Raw genomic sequence first — 17,775 nt, forward strand, 5'->3', positions numbered from 1 at the left:
AAATTCTTTTTTAATCATTTTAATAAAATAAATAAAAATAGAATCAGCAAAAATAGTGGAGTGGTAGGAAGTCTTATAGGAGTAAGACTTCAATTGATTCGCCTTTTTTGGTTTGATTTTCTAGGATTGCTAAGCCAACCCTTGAATCATCTAAAGGGCAGAAATTATTTAAAATAGCACTTTGAAAGTCTTTTTTGCCAAGAAAATCAATGCTAAAAATCCCTGCTTGATTCCTTACATTGCACACTCTAAATTCTAATCTTGAATCATTTTTTTGTAAATCTTCATCTAAGGTTACTTGAATGGATTCTTGGTGAGGTTTGCTGCCACAAAGTTTTACTAAAATGATTTTTGCAAAAAGTTCAAAAGTTACCAAGGTGGAGTTTGGAAAACCTGGTAATCCAAAAAACTGCTTCCCTCCAAAATGCGCATAAAGTATATGCTGACCTGGTTTAATGCGCACTCCTCTAAAAACTACTTGTTCTTCTTGCTGTTGTGAAATTTGTCTAATAAAATCATAATCTCCAACACTTGCACCCCCTGTAGAGAGAATCAAATCGCATTCGCTTAGTGCAGTTTGGAGGCAAGATTGGATTTGCTCTTTATTATCTTTTAAGATGGGATATAACTTTGGGATTCCGCCGTTTTCTAGAATCTTTGCATAAAGCAAATGCCCATTTGTATTGTAAATGGAGTTTGGCAAATCACTATTTTCTCCAAGCTCTACAATTTCATTTCCATTGACTAAAATCCCTACTTTTGGTCTTTCATAGACTTCGACAAAGACTTGATTAAGACTTGCTAAAAGTCCGATATGATGAGAGTTTATTTTCGTGCCTTTTGAGAGAAGTTTTTCGCCTTTTTTATAGTTGTCGCCTTTTTTGCGGATGAATTCTCCTATTTTTGGAATCTGCTTGATAATAAGACGATTATCCTTGACTTCTACCCATTCTATTGGCACGAGCATATCGGCGTTTTTTGGGATTGCTGCACCAGTGAAAGTTTTTATCGCACAAGGTTTGTTGGTTGGAAGTTCTAAGATTTCTTTATTTCCTGCGGGGTTTTCTTGCAAGATTTCAAAACTTTCATTAGCATTTTTTGCCATAACAGAATAAATCGCATATCCATCCATATTGGAGAGATTAAGTGCTGGCATATCGCTAGGAGCAAAAATATCTTGTGAGAGAATTCTATTTAAAGATTCATGTAAAAAAACTCTCTCTATACCTTTGGGGAAGATGTTTTGTAAGTTTAGGATTTCTTTGGCTTGTGTGTATGAGATTTTTTCTTGCATAGTTTGCCCTTAGAGGAGATGTCCCATTTTTTCTTTTTTGACTTCAAGGTAATGTGCATTATGTTCATTGCAAGGAATGATAATGGGTGTGCGTTCCACTTCTATAAAATTTGAGAAATAATTAATTTTTGCAGGATTGTTGGTTAGCAGACGGATTTTTTTGAGATTGTAATATTCTAAAATAGTTTTTACAATCGCATAATCTCTCTCATCACCTTTAAATCCTAATTTTAAATTAGCCTCTAGAGTATCTAGCCCTTCATCTTGTAGTGCATAGGCATTAACTTTGTTAAAAAGTCCTATTCCACGACCTTCTTGGCGTAGATAGATTACCATTCCTTGTTCTTTGGAGATGAGCTTTAGGGCTTCTTGTAATTCTCCACCACAATCGCATTTTAAACTCCCTAGTGCATCTCCAGTTAGGCACTCTGAATGCACTCTAACTAAAGGATTTTGTGGAATTTCTTTTGTTTTAATAACAAGATGTTCAAGAAGATAAGTTTCATTAGAGATTGTTTTAGTTTCTCTAAAGGAGCGTATTTTAAAATTTCCAAATCTTGTTGGAAGATTGGCTTCATTTGAAATTTGTATATTCATTATTTTATCCTAATAAGTAAAATGATAATTGCTTTTAAAAAGTGATAATTTAGCCAATTTGCGATAAAAAAGCAAGAAGTTATTTTATTTTTGATAGAATCGTTATGAAAATTTCTTAGAATCTAAGGTGTTTTATGGATAATCCTAGTAAAAAAAATATTGAAGTGAGTATGCGGATTCTTTCAAAAAACGATGAAGAAGCAATCAAATTAAGGCAGTTTTATCAAAATAATGATTTATTTGTGGTGAATCTTATGAGTTCTCCTGGAAGTGGTAAAACAACTTTGTTAGAAAACATTGCTAAGAATCATTTACTAGATTTTAGTGTTATAGAAGGGGATTTGCAAACCAATCGCGATGCAGAAAGATTGGCAAAGTATGGAGTGAATGCGTATCAAATTACAACAGGTGAAGCTTGTCATTTAGAGGCATTAATGGTTAAAGATGCCTTGGAGAAGCTAAATCAACAAGGGGATTTAAAGAACTTTTTATTTATTGAGAATGTGGGTAATTTGGTTTGTCCTGCAAGTTATGATTTGGGGGCAAATATGAATATTGTTTTGCTTTCTACTTCAGAAGGTGATGATAAGGTTTTAAAGTATCCTACAATCTTTTTATGTGCAGATGCGGTGGTGATTTCTAAGAGTGATTTAATAGAAGTTTTTGAATTTCAAATTTCACGAGTTAAAGAGGATTTAGCAAAGCTTAAAAAAGAGATTCCATTGTTTTTAATCTCAAAAAACAACCTTGATTCAATGAAAGAATTTTGCAACTTTTTAAAATTAAATAAGGAGAAAAATTATGTGTCTAGCCATACCTTCTAAAGTGATTGCTATTGATTCTAATACCAATACTGCTACATTAGATACGCTTGGAGTGACGCGAGAAGCAAGTTTGGATTTAATGAATGAAGAAGTGAATATTGGAGACTATGTGCTTTTGCATATTGGTTATGTGATGGGAAAAATTGATGAAGAACAAGCTAAGCTTTCACTAGAGACTTATGAAGAGATTATTAAGTCTATTGAAGAAGAAGAGAGGGAATTGCAAAACGCGAATGCAAAGTGATTTAAGGGAATAATCCCTTAAATTTTAAGCTTTAGGTCCAATCATTTTGCTAGGATCAATATATTGATTAAAATCTTCTTCGCTAACTAATCCTAATTCTTTAGCACTTTCTTTAAGTGAGATTCCTTTTTTGTGAGCATTTTTAGCTACTTTGGCGGCATTTTCATATCCAATGTGTGGATTTAAGGCAGTTACTAACATTAATGAATTGTGTAAATTATAATCAATTTTTTCTTTATTAGCAGTGATTCCAGTAGCGCAATGAACATTAAAAGAAAGGATTGAATTGGCTAGTAAATCAAGGCTTTGAAGGAAGTTGTAGATAATAACAGGCTTAAAGACATTAAGTTCAAAATTACCTTGACTTGCTGCAAAACCAATGGTTGCATCATTACCCATAACTTGCACGGCTACCATTGTAATAGCTTCACATTGCGTAGGATTAACTTTGCCGGGCATTATAGAGCTTCCAGGTTCATTTTCGGGGATATTAATTTCTCCAAGACCGCATCTAGGACCACTTGCAAGCCAACGAATATCATTGGCAATTTTCATTAAATTAGCAGCTAAGCCTTTCATTGCGCCATGAGTGAAGTTAATAGCATCGTGGCTTGTTAGGGCGTGAAATTTGTTGGGACTAGAAACAAATTTTGTGCCTAATAGTTGGCTTAATTCTTCACTTACCATTTCGCTTAATTGTGGATGTGCATTAAGACCTGTTCCAACGGCTGTTCCACCAATGGCTAATTCCCTTAAGGTAGGTAAAGAAGAAAGAATTTGGGCTTTAGAATGCTCTAGCATAGAGAGATAACCACTAAATTCTTGACCTAAAGTTAGTGGAGTTGCATCTTGTAAATGTGTCCTACCAATTTTAATAATGTCTTTAAAATCTTCCACTTTTTGTTTAAAGGTATTTATAAGTGTATCAATTGCAGGAATCAATTTTTTCTCTACTTGTGTAACAGCGACTATGCTCATTGCAGTTGGAAAAGTGTCATTAGAGCTTTGAGACATATTAACATGATCATTTGGGTGGATAAGTTTTTCTTTTCTAAAATCACCCCCTAAAATTTCTGTGGCACGATTGGCAATAACTTCATTAAGATTCATGTTACTTTGTGTTCCAGAGCCAGTTTGCCAAATTGCTAGTGGGAAATTATCATCAAATTTACCCGCGATAATTTCATCACACGCTTGAGTAATGGCATTTTTTTTGTCTTCTGGTAATTTTTTAAGTTTGCAATTAACAATTGCAAGAGACTTTTTGAGATTAGCAAAAGCACAAATAAGCTCTTTTGGCATTTTTTCAATCCCAATTTTAAAATTTTCAAAACTTCGTTGTGTTTGTGCACCCCAGTATTTATCATTAGGAACTTTAACTTCACCCATTGTGTCATGTTCGATTCTGTAATCCATATTAAACTCCAAAATTTAAAATAGTGCTAATATTAAATCCAAAAAATCTATAAAATTTGCTTAGAAATTTTGTTAAAAATTATTTAACTTATTAAATTTGGAACTTAATGAGTGATTAAAACTATTTTAATTAAACATTAGTTAAAATCTATAAATCCAAGCGTATTTGGTGGTATCTTTAAAGATTTTTTAAGGGTGCAAAGTATTTTTATTTAAGGAGAATTGTTAATGTTTGATGGGAAATGTAAAGCGGAATTACAAAAAGCATTGGAGGAAAATAGGCTTTTAAAAGCTGAAATTCAAAGATTACAAGAGGAAAAAAGAAGTTTGCAGGAGCAAATTGAGACAAGCACTAAAAGTGAAGAGCATAGCAACGATGACATTAAAATTTTTAAAGATATGACTTTAGGGTTAGCAAAAAGCTGTAGCACAAATCTTAAAACTTTACAAGATGATTTTGCTAAATCTGTGGATTTACTCTATAGTGCTAAAGATTTTGCGACTGAGAATATTAAACATACAACTCAAACTCAAAGTGTTATGATTGAAGGTCTTTCAAATATGACAGCCAAACTTTCTGATTTTAATAACATGATTACACAAGTGCAAAATGACTTTACAGCTATCTCTAGTGTTATTTCTCTTATTACCGATATTTCTGATCAAACCAATCTCCTTGCATTAAATGCCGCTATTGAAGCAGCAAGGGCAGGGGAACACGGAAGAGGTTTTGCGGTTGTTGCTGATGAGGTTAGAAAATTGGCAGAACGCACACAAAAAGCAACCAAAGAAATTGAGATGAATATTCAAGTGGTGCAACAAAACTTCTCAGAAGTGCAAACTTCTACCGATGAAATTATTAAAGAAATGGAAGTTTTGGGGACACAAAATGAAACTTTAGAAAAAATTCAAAGTTCAGCAGCTCAAATTAGTCAAGGAACACAACAAATTTTAACTACAACTTTTATAGGGCTTGTTAAGCTTGATCACTTGCTTTTTAAGATTAATGGTTATAGTGCTATCTTTACTGAAGATATGGAAGTTAAGTTTGTTGGTCATCATGATTGTCGTTTGGGTAAATGGTATGATAGTGGAAATGGAAAAGAAAATTATTCTACATTGCCTAGTTATCCACTTATTGAAGCACCACATCAAGGTGTTCATGATAATATTATTGCGGGTTATGAAGTTATGAAAAGCCATGGTGGAACTAAAGATTGTATGGAAGAAATTAGTAAATATTTCAAACAGGCAGAAATTGAAAGTAACAATGTAGTGAAATACCTTGATAATCTTGCTGCAGAAAAGAGTGCAACTCTTTAATTTAGATTAATCTTTAAATCTCTCGATTAAAGAGAGATTTAAAATTAGACTTCAAAAAATTCTCGATACCATTTTACAAAGTTTTTAATTCCTGTTTGAATGGAAGTGTTAGGTTTATAGTTTAGTTCACTAACTAGATCATCAACATTAGCATAAGTCGCAGGGACATCCCCAGGCTGCAAAGGAAGCATATTTTTCTTAGCAACTTTCCCAACTTCTTTCTCAATGGCTTCAATAAAATCCATCAGTTTGATGGGATTATTATTACCAATATTATAGATTTTGTAAGGAGCTTTTGAGCTATGGGGATCAGGATTTTTTCCATTCCATTGTGGATTTGGAGTAGGGATATTATCAATCACTCTTACAACTCCCTCTACAATATCATCAATATAAGTAAAATCTCTTAGCATTTCTCCATGATTAAAAACATCAATAGCCTTGCCTTCCAAAATAGCCTTAGTAAAGAGAAATAATGCCATATCAGGACGACCCCAAGGACCATAAACGGTAAAAAATCGTAATCCAGTTGTAGGAAGATTAAAAAGATAGGAGTAAGTGTGAGCCATTAGCTCATTACTTTTTTTGCTTGCTGCATAAAGACTAATAGGGTGATCTACATTGTCGCTTGTGCTAAAGGGCATTGATTCATTAAGTCCATAGACTGAAGAGCTTGAAGCATAGGCTAAATGTTTGATATTATGATGTCTGCAAGCTTCTAAAATATTCACAAAACCTACGATATTACTATCAATATAAGCATATGGATTAACTAAAGAGTAACGCACTCCAGCTTGTGCAGCAAGATTGCAAACCTTATCAAACTTCTCATTTTTAAAAAGTGAAAAAAGATTTTCTCTATCTTCTAATTTTAAATTAATAAAGCGATAATTGGGGTATTTTTCACTTTGGATAAGAGTATTGTATGAAATTTTTTCTTGAGAGATTCCGGCATTTTTAAGCCTACCATATTTGATTCTAACATCATAATAATCATTAATGCAGTCAAGCCCAATTACTTCATCTCCTCTTTGAAGGAGTCTTAATGCAAGAAATGAACCAATAAATCCTGCTGTTCCTGTAACTAAGATTTTCATTTTTTACCCTTGATTTTTGATTTTATAATATTGTTCTAAGAAAATTTGATTGGCAAAGCCATTGAATTTGCGTCGCCCAAGTTTTTCAAGACTAAGTTCGATTGCATTAATAACCCAAGAAATTTCACTTAAAGGCACCATTCCCATATGGTTAATTCTAAAGATCTTGCCTTTTAGATGATCTTGTCCTCCCGCGACATTAACAGAAAATTCATTTTTAAGAATCTTTCTAATTTCATCGCTTTGCTCATCTGCAATTGTAGTCATTGCAAGGGCTGGTATTGTAGGGTAGATTTTTAGATTAATTCCTTCTAATGCCATATCACACGCAAGAGATCTTGCTTTGGTATCTTGGTAGATATTCTCAAAGCCAATTTTTTTTGCTTCTTGTAAAAATGCACAAAGCCCTATAATAATAGTTGTTGGTGCTGTCCAAGCCGTGGTATTTTTGATTTGATTTTTAAGTTCTGTTTTAAGATTAAAATAAAATCCCACATTGCGTCTTTCTATTTTTTCGATGGCTTTTTGACTAAGTCCTATAATACTCATACCAGGAGGAAGCATAAAAGCTTTTTGTGAACCGCCAATGAGTGCATCAACACAACTAACATCAAGGGGTTCTACTCCCATAGCTGTTATTCCATCAACAATAACCATAATTTCAGGGTTAAAGTCTTTAATAGCTTTAGCAATAATCTCATAAGGATGTCTCAATCCACCTGCACTCTCACACGCTTGAATGCAAAAAGCATCAATTTCAGGATTATTGTTTAAGGCTTCCATTACCGAATCTAGACTTGCAGGAATATCCCATGGATTTTTGATTTCAACGCAAGGGATACCAAAGCTATTGGCGATTTTTCCAAATCTTTCTCCAAATTTTCCACTATTGATACTAAGAAGTTTGTTTTCGCAAAGTGAAGTTACACACGCTTCCATTGCACCACTTCCCGAGCTTGCAAGCATTAAAACTTCTTGTGTTTTTAGCATTTCTTTAAGAAGATTCCTTGTGGTAGCAAAAATTTCTTCAAATTCTTGTGTGCGATGATGAATGGTTGGAGCACTCATTGCAAGACGCACAAATTCTGGAGTAGGAGTAGGTCCTGGGGTAAAAAGTAACATGCTTTATGTCCTTAGAAAATAGAGTATAAAATGCAAAATTATACCAATAAATTTTAAAGAGAGTTTTAAAGAAATAACAATGAAACTCTAGAATTTATATAAAGCTTAAAAATTATTGCAAATGAAAAAAATTAAGCAAAAATATCATAGAATTGCGACTTTTTAAATAAAATAAGCTTAACTTTATATTTTTTAAAGAATATTTTAAAGTAAGGCTTTTTACAATAAGAACTTTTAAAAATATTTTGGGAGTTGTTTAAATGAAAAAGATTTTTTTATCAATGGCTTTAGTAGGTAGCTTTATGTTTGCAGAAGAAGTTAAAATTGGTGTTGTATTGCCTGTTAGTGGTGCTGTTGGCGGGTTTGGTGAGCTTGGTAAGCGTGGAATTGATCTTGCCTATAAAGCACAAAATAAAACCAAAAATGGTGATACTATCACTATTGTTTTTGTGGATAATAAAAGCGATAAAATTGAATCGGCTAATGCGATGCAAAAGTTAGTTTCTAGCGATAAAGTGAGCGTTGTTATTGGTCCTATGATTTCAACCAATGCACTTGCTATGACAAAGATTGCTGATGATAATCAAACTCCACTTATTGCGCCAGTTGCAACTAATGATAGAGTAACAAAGGGCAAAAAATTTGTTTCAAGAATCTCTTTTGCGGATAGTTTTCAAGGAATCATAGCAGCAAACTTAGCCTTTAAAGATTTGGGTGCAAAGAAAGCAGCAATTTTATTTGACAATAGTAGTGATTACTCTATAGGGCTAACAAAAGCTTTTAGAAATCAATTTAAAAAACTCGGCGGACAAATTGTAATTGAAACCAATGCTCAAGCAGGAACTAAAGATTTTAAAGCGCAACTTTCAAGCATTAAGGCGGCTAATCCTGATGTTTTATATTTGCCAATTTATTACAATGAAGGTGCTTTGATTGCTTTACAAGCCAAACAACTTGGAATTTCAATTCCTACAATTGGTGGTGATGGGTTAGTTTCTAATCAAATCTTTTTTGATGTAGCAAAGGAAGCAGGTGAAGGTTATATGGTAACAGATTATTATTCTACAAGTTCTAAACAGACACCCAAAGGCGAGGCGTTTATCAAAGAATATGAAGCCACTTACAATGAACCTGTAAGCACTTTTAGTGCTATGCTTGCAGATGCTTATGGAATAGCAGTGGCGGCTATTGAAGAATGTGGAGCTCAAGATAGAGTGTGCATTAATGATAAGATTCGTAATGTAAAAGATTATGAAGGAATTAGCGGTAAATTTTCACTTCAAAATGGTGAGGCAATCCGCAGTGCTGTTATCAATCAAATCCAAAATGGTAAATTAGTTTATAAAACAACAATTGAACCATAAGGCAATATTTTGGATATTTTGACTTTTGTGCAGCAATGTATTAATGGGCTTAGCCTAGGGAGTATGTATGCGCTCATAGCCATTGGTTATACTATGGTTTATGGGTGTTTGCGTTTGATTAACTTTGCTCACGCTGATATTATTATGGTTGGGGCATTTTTAAGCTTTTTTGCTGTAAGCTCACTTGGGTTACCCTTTTATGCTTCAGTTATTTTTGCAGTCGTAATTTGTATGATTTTAGGAGTGGGGATTGATAGAGTGGCTTATTTGCCTTTGCGTTCTGCACCTAGAATCTCTATGCTAATTACTGCCATTGGTGTTAGTTTCTTTTTAGAGAATCTTTTTAATGTGTTATTTGGATCAACTCCGCGTTTTTTTAGTTCCCCTGAGTTTTTTGCAAAAACCTTTAATTTTTCTAATATTAGCATCACTTATATTACAATCATTGTTCCAATAGTAACCTTGATTTTGTTGGTTGCATTATTGCAGTTTTTGTATCGGACAAAGCAGGGAATGGCTATTAGAGCTACTGCATTTGATATTAATACGGTGCGATTAATGGGTATTAATGTAAATAATATTATTGGACTTGTTTTTGTTATTGGAAGTGCTTTAGCGGGGATTGGTGGAATCTTTTATGCTATTTCTTATCCTACTATCGATCCATTAATGGGAATTATGATTGGTTTAAAAGCTTTTGCGGCGGCGGTTTTAGGTGGAATTGGAAGTGTGGGCGGTGCGGTGCTTGGTGGATTTATTTTAGGTTTTACTGAAGTAATGGCAGTGGCTGTATTTCCGGAACTTGGAGGATACAAAGATGCTTTTGCGTTTTTGTTTTTAATTCTTGTCTTGCTTTTTCGACCGGTTGGAATTATGGGCGATTGGCGTTTAGAAAAAAGTCGTTTTTAATAGGGGATTTAAGGTAATGAGTAAATGGCAAAGATTTTATGATTCTAACCCTACAAGTGCGACTTTAGGTGGGCATTTTTTGCTTTATATTGGCGTAATTATAGTTTTATTTTTAGCACAATGTTTTTTGAATGATTATGTTTTAAGAATCTTTAATAACATTTTGATTTTTATCATTCTTGCTGTGAGTTATAACTTGATTAATGGAGTAACTGGGCAGCTTTCTTTGGAACCTAATGGATTTGTGGCGATTGGAGCTTATATTACAGCTTTAATGCTTTTAGATGAGGATTCAAAGCTTGGAATGTTTGATTTAGCTGATCCGCATCCTTTCATTTTAAGTATGAATAGTGAATTGCTTCCTGCCTTGCTTTGTAGCGGATTGGTAGCGGCTTTTATTGCTATTTTACTTGCTTTTCCTGTCTTTAGAGTAAGAGGCGATTATTTGGCTATTGTAACTTTAGGTTTTGGATTTATTATTAAAATTTTGGCAATCAATAATCCTGAATGGACTAATGGCGCTATTGGATTAAATGAGATTCCTAATAATGCTGATTCTGTAGTGGGTGGATTGCGAAATTTAATGCAAGGTTGGATAGCTTCTCCAAGTCTTCCAGAATTCCTTAAAGAGTCTTTAGCATTCATCTATAAACATTCTTTTGAAAATGGTGCGGATATTACCGTGCTTTTTTGGAGTGGCATTTTAGCAGCGGCGGCAGTTATTTTAATTTTGCAGGTTGTGTCTTCTAAATATGGTAGAGCAATGAAGGCAGTCAGAGATGATGAAGATGCAGCAATTGCAATGGGCATTAATACTTTTAAAATCAAGACTTTTGCTTTTTCTACTAGTGCATTTTTAGAAGGGGTTGGTGGTGGATTAATGGCAGTTTTATTAACCACTATTGATCCTAAAATTTTTGGTTTTGAATTAACTTTCCAGCTTTTAATTATCATTGTGCTTGGCGGACTTGGTAGCACAAGTGGTGCAATTTTAGGTGCAATTTTGGTTATTGGTGGAGGAGAGTGGCTTAGGTTTTTAGATCAGCCTTTAGTATTTTTTGGGACAGATTTTGGAACTTATCCGGGATTAAGAATGGTCTTTTTCTCCCTTATTTTACTTATTATTATGCTTTTTGCAAGAGAAGGAATTATGGGTAAAAAAGAAATATGGGATTTGAAACCTAGATTTTTTGGAATCTTTGGCAGGAGAGCGTGATGGCATTACTAGAATTAGAGAATGTAAGCATTGCTTTTGGCGGATTAAAGGCGATTGATAATGTAAGCTTTGAAGTAAAAGAAAACACGATTTTTGGGCTAATTGGTCCAAATGGTGCAGGTAAAACCACAATGTTTAATATCATCACTGCTAATTATAAACCCACAAGTGGTAAAGTATCCTTTTGTGGGCGAAATATTTCTCAATTTAAACCTAATGCCATTGTAAATCTTGGTATAGCAAGAACTTTTCAAAATATTCGGCTTTTTGCTTCAATGAGTGTGTTAGAAAATGTTTTAATTGGATTGCACAATGAGGCAAAATATAGTTTTTTTGAAGCGATGTTTAGAGTGGGTAGATATTTTAAAGAAGAAAAGAGAATCAAAAATAAAGCGATTGAATTGCTAGAATATTTAGGGCTTGGAGATAAAATTAATTTACCAGCTAATTCCTTAAGTTATGGAAATAGCCGTAAGGTTGAGATTGCAAGAGCACTAGCTACTAATCCTAAAATGCTTTTGCTAGATGAGCCTGCTGCAGGGATGAATCCAAAAGAAACTGAAGAATTGTGTGAGCTAATCTTAAAAATGAAAAAAGATTTTAATTTGAGTGTGTTGCTAATTGAACACGATATGCCTTTTGTTAATAAACTATGTTCTGAAGTATTAGTATTGGATTATGGTAAAAAGCTTTTTAGCGGAACACCCCAAGAAGCGATTAATGATAAGCAAGTGATTGCTGCATATTTAGGGGATTATTATGCTAAAAATTGAGAATCTAGAAGTTTATTATGGCTTGATTGCCGGATTAAAAGGGATTAATTTTCATATTGAAGAGCACGAAATTATTACGCTTATTGGAAGTAATGGTGCAGGAAAAACTTCCACTTTAAATGGCATTGTCCATAGTGTTAAAACCAAAGGAAAAGTTTATTTTTTTGGAGCAGATATTTCAAATATTCCTACTCACAAAATTATTCAGCGAGGAATTGCACTTGTCCCAGAAGGAAGGCATATTTTTGTCAATCTTAGTGTGGATGAAAATTTAAGAATGGGTGCTTATAATAATGATGAAAATTTTCTAGCAATGAAAGAGAAAATGTATTCTCTCTTTCCCCGCTTAAAAGAGCGTTATAAACAAATGGCGGGCACAATGAGTGGTGGAGAGCAGCAAATGCTTGCCATTGCTAGAGCATTAATGAGTGAGCCAAAGCTTCTAATGCTTGATGAACCAAGCCTTGGATTAGCGCCTAAAGTAGTGGGAGAACTTTTTGAAATTATTAGTAATTTAAGGGAGAATGGAATTACAATTTTGTTAGTAGAACAAAATGCCTTTGCTGCTTTGAAAGTCGCCAATAGAGCTTATGTGCTTGAAAATGGTAAGATTACAATGGGCGGTGATGCAAAAGAGATTTTGCAAAATCCAGAGATTAAAAAGCTCTATTTGGGCGGTTAATAAAAAGAAATAATAATTTAATTAAATAAAACTTAATTTAAGTAAAAATTAATATTTTTTGATTATAATTTCAAGCTTTAATCAATGAATTTTATATAAAAGGTAACGCAATGAATATTACCAAAATGGCAAAAGCCAATGAAATCAAACGCGAGTGGATTGTGCTTGATGCAGAAGGAAAGACTTTTGGACGACTTATTACAGAGGTTGCGACATTATTAAGAGGGAAGCATAAGCCTTGCTATACTCCAAATGTAGATTGTGGCGATTTTGTCGTTGTTATTAATGCACCTAAAGCAAAATTTAGCGGTATGAAGCTAGATGATAAAGAATACTTTACACATTCTGGTTATTTTGGAAGCACAAAATCTAAAACACTTAAAGAAATGCTAGAAAAACACCCAGAAAAACTTTATAAATTAGCCGTTCGCGGTATGCTCCCTAAAACAAAATTGGGTCGAGCAATGATTAAGAAGCTTAAAGTTTATTGTGATTCAAATCACCCTCACACTGCACAAGTATCAAAGTAAGGATAGAAAATGGCAAAGATTTATGCAACAGGAAAAAGAAAAACAGCAATTGCTAAAGTATGGCTAACTTCAGGAAGTGGAAAACTTAGTATTAATGGAATGAATTTGAATGATTGGTTAGGTGGTCATGAGGCTATTAAAATGAAAGTAATGCAGCCATTACTTCTTACTAAACAAGAAAAGAGTGTGGATATTGTAGCAACAACAATGGGAAGTGGTTATTCTGCACAAGCAGAAGCATTGCGACATGGAATTTCAAAAGCATTGGTTACTTATGATACAAATTTCCGTGCTATTCTTAAGCCAAAAGGTTTGCTTACACGAGATTCAAGAGTTGTTGAACGCAAAAAATATGGAAAAAGAAAAGCAAGAAGAAGTCCTCAATTTTCAAAAAGATAATCAACTTCCAAGCTTTGGCTTGGATTTTATCTCCTTTTCTTTTAGAAATTTGAAAAATCAGCTTTTTATCAGATTAACTTCTCATTCATTTTTTTGGCACTTCGTTTTACTTTTTATTATTTTTTTATTACCGCTTTTATTTCATTATTTTGATTATTTAGCTTTTTTAAAAGATTCTCAAAATTTTTTTGAAAATACCTTGATACTTACTTCTTATGATTCTTATTTTTATGCCAAGGGTGCAAAAGAATTCTTGGAAACTTTCAATTTTAATTTGCCTTATTTATCAGTTTTGGGTGGAATATTGGCAAAAATTTTTGGGCTTGATAATGTGCTAGTATGGAGTAGTGTTTTTTTGAGTGCTAGTTTTGGCGTGGTGTTGTATTTTGTGATTTTTGAAGTTTTGGAATATTTAGCGATTCTCACGCAAAAGGCTAATCAAATTTTTGCTTTTTTGGGGGCATTTTTTGGGGTATTGTCTCCACATTTTTATCAACGCAATGGTGTGGGATATTTTGATACGGATATGTTGATACTCTCTTTACCACTTTTAGCGATTTTTTGTCTCTGGCAATATCTTATAAAAAGACAATTTTACTTTTTGTTTTTTTTTAGTATCGTTGCTTTTTTATCGGTTGGTTGGCATAGTGGAATCCAAAATCTCTTGTTGGCTGGGTTTTTGCTATATGTGGGTTATGAAATCTTTAATATTCTTGTTTTTAAGCACACTAAAAGTCCAATTTTACTAATTTCTAGCCTTTTTTTAATTATTTTAACCCCTTCTTCTTATGGTTTTTTTGTTTTATTGTTAGCATTAGTGGTTTTTTATTTTGAAAAATCAAAAATATCTTGGGTGGTTTTTTGTATTGCTTGTGTTTATGCGTATTTTTTTGGGCTTTTTAATCCGATGATTGCACAACTAAAGGCTTATTTATTTGGTGAGATTCAATATTCTAAAACTTTTATTTATGCTTCTGTGGTGGAAAGTATCTTAGAGACAAGCAAAGCGAATTTTACAACTTTGATGCAAAGAAGCGGAGGGGTAGGGTTATTTTTCTTAGGGTTAATTGGATTTGTTGGGTTTGGATTTTATTACTCTCTTGTGAGAAAGAATTTTATTTATTTGTGTATTTTTTTATTTCCTTTTTTGTTGCTAGGTTTTGCTGCTTTGAAGCTTGGGGTGCGGTTTAGTTTTTTCTTATCGCCTATTTTGGCTTTAGGGTGCGTGTTGTTGGTGGTTGGATTTTTGGAGATTATTCGGAGATTTTTAAAAATTACTCTCCTTATTTTTGCAGGAATATTAGCTATTTGGGTGGCAAATTTGGAATATATTATTCCAAAACCTATTTTAAAAGCTCAAGAAATAGAGGGATTGAGGGCGTTGTCTTTTAACTCACAAGATGTTGCTTTTGTATGGTGGGATTATGGTTATGCCTTAGAATATTTTACACAAGCACAAACGCTGCTTCACGGAGGGCGTCATTCTGGGATTGTGAATTATCCAATTGCAGAAATTTTGCTCAGTCATTCAGCTATTTTAGCTAAGAATCTTTCCTTGCTTTTAGCACAAAAAATGCAAGAGATTCCAAAAAGTCAGTGGAATCAGATTTTTGAAATTGTTTTAAAAGAATCAAATCAGACACCACAGAATTTTTTGAGACAGTTAACTTTAGATCGCTTTAGACTTAGTGATTACCCTAAAGGAGAAGTTTATTGGATCTTGCCTAAGAAAATGTTGTATTTGATAGCCAATATTAATGGCTTTAGAAATGTAGATTTAGAAAGTGGAGAGAGAATCAAAGAAGGGATTTTTTTGTATGAGAAAACAAGCTTAAAAACAAAAGAAGAAGATATATTTTTTAAAGATTTTTATTTAAAAAAGATTCAAAATGGGGCTTTAGCAGCTAAGCTTATTTTTGAAGATAGGCAATTTGTTATGGATTTTGATTATTTACAAAGTAATTTGATACAATGGCTAGTTTTTAAAAATAATCCTGTTATGAATTTAGTTTTTGAAAATGAGAGTGTTTTAATTTATCAAATACCAAAGGAATAAAATGTGTGGAATTGCTGGAAGTCTTAATATGCCTAAAATGTCTTTAGACAAAGTTTATTCTCTAATGTCTCATAGAGGACCTAATGCAAAAGGGATGCTAGAGGAAATGACAAAGGGCGGATTTTTGCAGTTTTTTCACGCAAGATTAAGCATTCAAGATTTAAGCGAAGAATCTAATCAGCCTATGAATCTAGAGCATTTGAGTATTGTTTTTAATGGTGAGATTTATAATCATATGGAGTTAAGAAAAGAGCTTTCTTGTGCTTTTAAAACTCATAGTGATACCGAGACAATTTTGGCTTTGTATTTGCATTATGGCATAGATTTTTTGGATAAATTAGATGGAATGTTTGCATTTGTGATCTTTGATAGGAAAGCGCAAAAGTTAATTTTAGCACGCGATAGAATGGGAAAAAAGCCACTTTTTTGTTATAAAAAAGCAGAATCATTTGGCTTTGCAAGTGAATTAAACACTTTGCTTGGAATAAAAAAAATGGAGTTAGATAGAGATTCTTTAGCCTTTTTTTTGCAAAGTGGGTTTTTTTATCAAGATGGCACTCCTTATAGAGATGCTTTTTCTTTGCCTAATGGACATTATGGAATTTATGATTTAGCAAGTCATCATTTAGAGATTTGGAGTTATTTTGATTTAAAAGCAATTTATGAAAAACCTAAACAAAAAAATTTGCAAGAATCTTTAGAAGCTTGTGAAGTGTTATTAAAACAAAGTATAAAAAATAGACTTTTGTCTTCTGATTTAGAAGTAGGAGCATTTTTAAGTGGTGGGATTGATAGTTCATTAATTGTGGCTTTAGCTAGTGAGATAAATCCTAATTTACGCACCTTTACTATTGCGTTTGAAGGAGCTTATGATGAGAGTAGCTTAGCAGAAATGACAGCAAAGAGATACCATACTCATCATACGACTTTAAAGATTAGCACGGATTTGAAGCATGATATTTTTAAGATTTTGCAAAATTATGGGAGACCTTTTGCGGATAGCTCGGCGATTCCTAGCTATTATGTCGCAAGAGAGGCAAAAAAATATTTAAGTGTAATTTTAAATGGCGATGGAGCAGATGAGCTTTTTGGAGGTTATCGGCGTTATGTTGGGCATTTACTTATCCCAAAAATCAAAGCTTTAGGTGGGGCTTTAGGGTTATTCCCTAAACCTAGAGAAAAAAAATCGCTTTATAATTATTTCTATCGTCTTTTGCAAATGGCACGAAATTACCAAAAAGATTTTAAATCGTATTATTTAAGTGCAACAACGGATATTTTTGAAGGATATTTTAGTTTTGAAACTCGTTTAAATGATTCTTTTAATCGAGATTTAGAATCAGTTTTTTGCTCTAAAATTTCTCCGCTTTCACAAATGCTTTTATTAGATTCGCAATCTCTTTTATTAAGTGATTTATTGCCTAAGATGGATATTGCTACAATGGCAAATTCACTTGAGGGTCGCTCCCCTTTTCTTTCTAAAATGCTAGTAGAATTTGCTCCTACTTTGGATGATTCTTTAAAAATTAAAGGCAAAAAAACCAAATACCTTTTGCGGCTTTTGGCAAAAAAATATTTAGATGCAGAAGTCTATAATGCCCCAAAAAGAGGCTTTGAAGTGCCACTAAAACAATGGGTTAATGGAGAATTAAAAGAAATTATTCTACAGGTTTTGCAAAAATCAAGAATTAGTGATCAATTTCTCTCTAAAAAAGAGATGGATGAGATTTGCTTTGGTTCTAAAATCCCTAGTGAGAAGCGGGCTAAAATGCTGTGGAGTTTATTTGCATTGGAAGTGTGGTATCAAAAATATTTAGAATATTAGGCTGTTTTTGTAATATGTGGTGGAAGTTAAGTTTTGAAGCTTGATTTTTTTTAATTCTCATTTTTAAGGGATTATTGTGTATAAAATTTTAGCAGAGGTTAAAA

At 33.1% G+C, this 17,775-nt stretch carries 17 protein-coding genes; 12 read left to right on the plus strand and 5 right to left on the minus strand.

Going from position 1 to position 17,775, the window contains the following annotated elements; all coding sequences use genetic code 11:
• Positions 1–73 precede the first annotated feature (73 nt).
• Both HCAN_RS03755 and ribA read right to left on the minus strand, forming a co-directional pair.
• Positions 74–1,294, minus strand: a complete 1,221-nt coding sequence (locus tag HCAN_RS03755; RefSeq protein ID WP_006655417.1) for a molybdopterin molybdotransferase MoeA — start codon at positions 1,292–1,294, stop codon at positions 74–76.
• 9 nt (positions 1,295–1,303) lie between these two features.
• Positions 1,304–1,894 carry a GTP cyclohydrolase II gene (gene ribA, locus HCAN_RS03760; protein WP_172617268.1) on the minus strand — a complete coding sequence of 197 codons (591 nt, stop codon included), beginning with the start codon at positions 1,892–1,894 and terminating at the stop codon, positions 1,304–1,306.
• A 131-nt stretch (positions 1,895–2,025) separates the two neighbouring features.
• On the opposite strand from ribA, the gene hypB reads away from it, so the two are divergent.
• Together hypB and HCAN_RS03770 are read left to right on the plus strand one after the other, a co-directional pair.
• A complete protein-coding gene (gene hypB, locus HCAN_RS03765; protein ID WP_006655419.1) occupies positions 2,026–2,715 on the plus strand; it encodes a hydrogenase nickel incorporation protein HypB in 690 nt (229 codons plus the stop codon).
• On the plus strand, positions 2,693–2,959 hold the full coding sequence (locus HCAN_RS03770) for a HypC/HybG/HupF family hydrogenase formation chaperone (protein WP_006655420.1): 267 nt from the start codon (positions 2,693–2,695) through the stop codon (positions 2,957–2,959). Before hypB ends, HCAN_RS03770 begins: the two co-directional genes overlap by 23 nt.
• A 24-nt stretch (positions 2,960–2,983) precedes the next feature.
• Here the strand turns inward: HCAN_RS03770 and fumC are convergent, their stop codons facing one another.
• Positions 2,984–4,375, minus strand: coding sequence for a class II fumarate hydratase (gene fumC, locus HCAN_RS03775; protein WP_006655421.1), 1,392 nt, complete (start codon positions 4,373–4,375; stop codon positions 2,984–2,986).
• Between the two features lie 228 nt (positions 4,376–4,603).
• Here fumC and HCAN_RS08330 point away from each other — a divergent pair, with 228 nt between their 5' ends.
• Positions 4,604–5,698, plus strand: a complete 1,095-nt coding sequence (locus HCAN_RS08330) for a methyl-accepting chemotaxis protein (protein WP_006656814.1) — start codon at positions 4,604–4,606, stop codon at positions 5,696–5,698.
• Positions 5,699–5,742: 44 nt separating this feature from the next.
• Here HCAN_RS08330 and HCAN_RS03785 read toward each other — a convergent pair whose 3' ends face one another.
• Both HCAN_RS03785 and HCAN_RS03790 read right to left on the minus strand, forming a co-directional pair.
• Positions 5,743–6,795, minus strand: a complete 1,053-nt coding sequence (locus HCAN_RS03785) for an NAD-dependent epimerase (protein WP_006655423.1) — start codon at positions 6,793–6,795, stop codon at positions 5,743–5,745.
• Between the two features lie 3 nt (positions 6,796–6,798).
• On the minus strand, positions 6,799–7,917 hold the full coding sequence (locus tag HCAN_RS03790) for a pyridoxal-phosphate-dependent aminotransferase family protein (protein WP_006655424.1): 1,119 nt from the start codon (positions 7,915–7,917) through the stop codon (positions 6,799–6,801).
• A 260-nt stretch (positions 7,918–8,177) separates the two neighbouring features.
• Here HCAN_RS03790 and HCAN_RS03795 point away from each other — a divergent pair, with 260 nt between their 5' ends.
• From HCAN_RS03795 to asnB, 9 genes are all read left to right on the plus strand, one after another.
• Positions 8,178–9,281, plus strand: coding sequence for an ABC transporter substrate-binding protein (locus HCAN_RS03795; RefSeq protein ID WP_006655425.1), 1,104 nt, complete (start codon positions 8,178–8,180; stop codon positions 9,279–9,281).
• 9 nt (positions 9,282–9,290) lie between these two features.
• On the plus strand, positions 9,291–10,190 hold the full coding sequence (locus HCAN_RS03800; protein ID WP_006655426.1) for a branched-chain amino acid ABC transporter permease: 900 nt from the start codon (positions 9,291–9,293) through the stop codon (positions 10,188–10,190).
• Between the two features lie 16 nt (positions 10,191–10,206).
• Positions 10,207–11,406, plus strand: a complete 1,200-nt coding sequence (locus tag HCAN_RS03805; protein ID WP_006655427.1) for a branched-chain amino acid ABC transporter permease — start codon at positions 10,207–10,209, stop codon at positions 11,404–11,406.
• A complete protein-coding gene (locus HCAN_RS03810; RefSeq protein ID WP_006656816.1) occupies positions 11,406–12,179 on the plus strand; it encodes an ABC transporter ATP-binding protein in 774 nt (257 codons plus the stop codon). The genes HCAN_RS03805 and HCAN_RS03810 overlap by 1 nt, the downstream gene beginning before the upstream one ends.
• A complete protein-coding gene (locus HCAN_RS03815) occupies positions 12,166–12,861 on the plus strand; it encodes an ABC transporter ATP-binding protein (RefSeq protein WP_006655429.1) in 696 nt (231 codons plus the stop codon). Before HCAN_RS03810 ends, HCAN_RS03815 begins: the two co-directional genes overlap by 14 nt.
• A gap of 110 nt (positions 12,862–12,971) precedes the next feature.
• Positions 12,972–13,391 carry a 50S ribosomal protein L13 gene (rplM, locus tag HCAN_RS03820; RefSeq protein WP_006655430.1) on the plus strand — a complete coding sequence of 140 codons (420 nt, stop codon included), beginning with the start codon at positions 12,972–12,974 and terminating at the stop codon, positions 13,389–13,391.
• 9 nt (positions 13,392–13,400) lie between these two features.
• Positions 13,401–13,790, plus strand: a complete 390-nt coding sequence (gene rpsI / locus HCAN_RS03825; protein ID WP_006655431.1) for a 30S ribosomal protein S9 — start codon at positions 13,401–13,403, stop codon at positions 13,788–13,790.
• Positions 13,744–15,846, plus strand: a complete 2,103-nt coding sequence (locus tag HCAN_RS03830) for an STT3 domain-containing protein (RefSeq protein WP_034556393.1) — start codon at positions 13,744–13,746, stop codon at positions 15,844–15,846. The genes rpsI and HCAN_RS03830 overlap by 47 nt, the downstream gene beginning before the upstream one ends.
• Position 15,847: 1 nt before the next feature.
• The gene (gene asnB, locus HCAN_RS03835; protein ID WP_006655433.1) at positions 15,848–17,671 is read left to right on the plus strand and encodes an asparagine synthase (glutamine-hydrolyzing); all 1,824 of its coding nucleotides are present in this window, start codon (positions 15,848–15,850) and stop codon (positions 17,669–17,671) included.
• Positions 17,672–17,775 lie beyond the last annotated feature (104 nt).

The sequence above is a fragment of the Helicobacter canadensis MIT 98-5491 genome, from assembly GCF_000162575.1.
Lineage (GTDB): Bacteria > Campylobacterota > Campylobacteria > Campylobacterales > Helicobacteraceae > Helicobacter_D > Helicobacter_D canadensis.